Here is a 3,626-nt window from a genome sequence, read left to right on the forward strand (position 1 = left end):
GACCATGTCGGGAACGTCGAGGGAGGTGGGGACGATGTAGGTCGCAAGGTCTTCCGTCTCGTGCCGGCCGTCCTTCACGATGTAGTCCTCCATGAGGGCATACCCGATGCCCTGCGCGATGGAACCCTGCACCTGCTGATCGTACTGGGCGCGGTTCAGCACCCTGCCCGCGTCGGTGACGGCCACGTAGTCCACAACATCTATCCTTCCCGTCAGGGTATCGACCTCGATGCGCGCGAGGTGGGCACCGTACGAGAACAGAACGTGCGTGCCCAGGTACATTATCTCCAGTGTGCTCTCGTCGTAGGGGGTCCGGAAGTATCCCTTGCAGGACCGGTCGACGGCATCGATGAGGGCCGCCACGTCGCGAAGGGCTGCCTTTCGGCCCGAGCCTTTGATCCTGACGGCACCGGGCACCAGTTCGAGAGAGTCGATGTCCTCGACCTCAAGGCACCGGGCACCGGAACGAAGGATGACCTCTTTGAGGCTCCCCGCCGCCTGTATGACGGCATTCCCGAAGGTGTACGTCGTGCGGCTCGCCGACGAGGTGCCCGAGGGAAGGCCGTGGTCCGTGTCGGGCTGGATGACCTCCATCGTCGTGGGGTCCTGGTTCAAGACCTCCCCCGCTATCCTGAGATAGGTGACGGCATTCCCCTGCCCCATATCGGAAACGCCTGAATAGACCCGGATCGTACCGCTCTCCGTCAGTTCCACTCTCGCGTTCGCCTCGTCGGGAATGAGAGCCGGGTAGCCGATCGCGTGGGCCATGCAGCCAACGCCGCAGCCGCGCTTCTTCCATGGCGGGGCCGACGCCTTCCAAACTTCACGCTCTTTCCACAGCGGATGCTCCACCAGCCTGCCGACGCATTCGGAGAACCCCGTCGAGTACGTGAGCTCAACACCCACGCAGTTCCTGTCACCAGTCCCGAGAGCATTGACGCGCCGAACTTCGAGGGGGTCCATGCCGAGCTTCCCGGCCACCATGTCGACGACCTGTTCCATGCCCGCCGTCGCCTGCGGCACCCCGAAACCGCGGAAAGGACCACCAGGGGCGTTGTTCGTATACACGCAATACCCTTCGATATCGACATTGGGTATCCGGTACGCCGACCCGGCGTGCTCCACGCCCATCGCCATGACCTCGCCCGCAAGTCCGGCGTAAGGGCCGGCATCGAAGTGGAGCCGGCAGGAAAGCGCCTGGAAGGTGCCGTCCGTTTTCGCCCCGAGGCGGTAGTGCAATTTTGCGGGAAGCCTCTTTACTCCGGCGAGGAAGCTCTCCCGCCTATCCCACCACATCTTGACGGGAACACCGCCCGCGCTGAGAGCGGCAAGACCGACGAGACACTGCACGGTGATGCCGTCCTTTCCTCCGAACGCGCCGCCGAGACAGGGAGCGATGACACGCACCCTGTCCATGCCAAGCCCCAGGGCGGCGGCCATCTCCTTCCTGTCCCGGTAGGGGGTCTGCGTCGATGTCACAACGACGAGCACCCCGTCTCCATCGACATAGGCCCACCCGGCCTCCGTCTCCAGGTACGCGTGCTCCTGGCGCGGCGTCTCGAGTACACCCTCGACCACAACGTCGCAGCCGCGAAAGGCCACGTCGGGATCTCCCCGTCGAACGCGAACGGCCCTCATGAGGTTGCCTTCCTCGTTGTCCTCGTGAATCCTGGGCGCGCCTTCCTTCAGGGCCTCTTCCGGATCGAAGACACCCGGCAGAGGCTCGTGGTCGAAGGTGATGAGGTCGAGGGCCTCGCGGAGAGCTTCGCGGCTCTCGGCCACCACCAGGGCGACGGCGTCTCCCGCGTGGCGGATGAACTCATCGACGAGCACCGGCTGATGGTTCCTGACGATCCCCAGCCTGTTCGAGCCCCCGACATCGCGGAAGGTCAGAACCCGAAGAACACCCGGATGCGCCGCGGCACGCGTGGTGTGAACGGCATTAAGCCGGGCGTGCGGTATGAGGGCCCTTTTCGCGCCGGCCCAGAAGAACTCCTTCGAATACTCGTCGGCGGCGTATCTCTCCTGTCCCGTCACCTTCGAGAAGGCGTCAAGGCGGGGTCCTTCGAGGAAGTGTCTCGCCTTCTCTTTCACAGAACGCCCTCCCTGTCGGACAGGATCTCACCGAGACCGCCGATGAAGTCCTCCATCGCCTCGTGCACCCCGATGCTGACGCGTATCCAGTTGGGAAAACGAAAACCCGTCATCGTCCGTATCATCACCCCTCGCGCCATCAGCTGCCGGTAAACAAGGGTATCGCTCACAGGGAGCCTCACCATGACGTAACACCCTTCGCCGGCGTGGGTCTCCACGCCCAGGCGCGAGAGCTCCTCGAGCAGGTAGGTCTTCTCGGCATTGACGTGCCGCCTCGTCCGGGCAACGTGCTCGTCGTCGCCGATGGCCGCGAGCGCCGCCTCCTGGGCGAGGCCGTTCACCGAGTAGACAATACACGTCCGTCTTATGACGTCGACCACGTCACGGCTTCCCGCGAGGTAGCCGATGCGGAGCCCGGCGAGGCCATACATCTTGGAAAATGTCCGGAAGGTGACAAGGTTGGGGTACTCCTTGAGAAGCTTCATCGCGTCGGGATAGTCGTCCGCCTCGACGAATTCGCAGTACGCCTCGTCAACGACGACGATCTGCCTCCCGGCGACCCTGTCGAGGAACCTTCTCAGCCTCGTCTCGTCCCAGTAGGTCCCGGTGGGATTGTTGGGGTTGCACACGAAGAGTATCTTCGTCCTGTCGTCCACGCGGGCAAGCATCCCCTCGTCGTCGAAACCGAAATCCCTGAGCGGCACGAGCCTCGCCTCGAAACCGGAGAACGCCGCCACCCATTCATAGACGGCAAAGGTCTTGTCGGCAGTGATGATGTTGTCCCCTTCCTGGCAGAAGGCCTTGATGACGAAGGCGATGGCCTCGTTCGCCCCGTTGCCGAACACGATCTGGTCGGGGTCGAGGTCGAACTTCTCGGCCAGCTTTACGCGCAGGAACCAGGAATCACCACTGGGATAGATGGCCGCCCTCTTCGGCGGGAACTGTTCAATGACCCGCGCCGAGCCCCCGGGAGGGCCGAGGGGATTTTCGTTGTTGTTGAGCCGCCAAAGGTGGTCCACCCTGTAGAGCCTCATGAGCTCCGGGTCGGGACGGGACGGGATGTAAGCCTCGAACTTCTTGATGTATTCAGGGACAAGTTTGTTCAGGGGAACGTCAAACACGCGAAAGACCTCAATCCCGCAGGGTGAAAAAGAGCCAATCCGCCTTGCCCTGGTAAGGGATCACGATGGACGGGACAAACCCGTTCGCCTCGATGACGGGATAGAGCCGCGCGTGCCAGCCGTGGCCGAGATCGATCCTGAAAAGGATATTCGCTATCCCTTCGGCCCTCAAGACCCCGATGTGCCTCGCCAGGTTCTCCCGGGCATCGGCGCCATCCCACAGCGGTGTAAGAACCACGAGGTTCTGGCTGTGCTGGAACCTGGCACCGAAGACGGAGTGGGGGTTCTGCCTCTCACCCTCATACTTCACGGGGACGATCTCCCTGGCAAGAAAATGCATCTTATACCGGGTCCTGAGGAAGTCCTCCATGCCGGCGTGGGCGTAGACCCTGCACCCCGGGTCTTCCTTGA

Annotated in this window: 3 protein-coding genes; all 3 read right to left on the reverse strand. The window is 63.0% G+C overall.

The window, feature by feature from the left end; translation table 11 throughout:
* Positions 1 to 2,094 (reverse strand): xanthine dehydrogenase family protein (locus GXX82_00180; protein ID NLT21442.1); only part of this gene is annotated, 2,094 nt, incomplete at its 3' end.
* Complete coding sequence (gene hisC / locus GXX82_00185) at positions 2,091 to 3,215, reverse strand: histidinol-phosphate transaminase (protein ID NLT21443.1); 1,125 nt, start codon at positions 3,213 to 3,215, stop codon at positions 2,091 to 2,093. The genes hisC and GXX82_00180, both read right to left, overlap by 4 nt.
* A 10-nt stretch (positions 3,216 to 3,225) precedes the next feature.
* Positions 3,226 to 3,626 (reverse strand): hypothetical protein (locus tag GXX82_00190; GenBank protein ID NLT21444.1); only part of this gene is annotated, 401 nt, incomplete at its 5' end.

Source organism: Syntrophorhabdus sp. (assembly GCA_012719415.1).
Classification (GTDB): Bacteria; Desulfobacterota; Syntrophorhabdia; order Syntrophorhabdales; family Syntrophorhabdaceae; genus Delta-02.